We start from the raw sequence: 473 nt of genomic DNA on the forward strand, positions 1-473 counted from the left end.
TAACAGCGCATCGCGATCCACGGCCTCGTCGAGGCTGCCGCCGAGGCTCGCCAGCATGCCGGTGCGCTCGTCGTCGATCTGCTTGCGGCGCGCGTCGAACGCGGGCGAGAACAGCTTCAACTGGTCGCGCAGCTGGAACACGTGCTGCACGGCCGCGTAATCGAAACGGCCAAGCGGCGGGCTCCAGTACGCGTCGAGCCGGCCCGACAGGAAGCGCAGGATCGCGTCGTTCTGGTTCAGCACGAGGCGCTGACGGTCGTCCAGGTCGAGCGCGGCCAGCGCCGCCATCGCCTGATCCTCGTTCGCGTAGCGATGCGGATCGGCGGCGGCGAAGCGCGCGACCGCCGCGTCGTACTGGCGATGGCGGTCGTGGTTGTGCAGCGCCACGCCGCCGGCCGCGCAGGCGGCCACCGCGAGCAGGCCGAGCAGATAGGGCGCGATGCGCTCGCGCGAGCGGCGCGGGCGCAGGCCGT

At 72.1% G+C, this 473-nt stretch carries 1 pseudogene; it reads right to left on the minus strand.

Annotated features, from left to right (window positions below):
• Positions 1-473: pseudogene (locus G3N92_RS34730) on the minus strand (serine/threonine protein kinase); the annotation flags it as partial.

This window comes from Burkholderia sp. Ac-20379 (genome assembly GCF_017104645.1).
GTDB lineage: Bacteria > Pseudomonadota > Gammaproteobacteria > Burkholderiales > Burkholderiaceae > Burkholderia.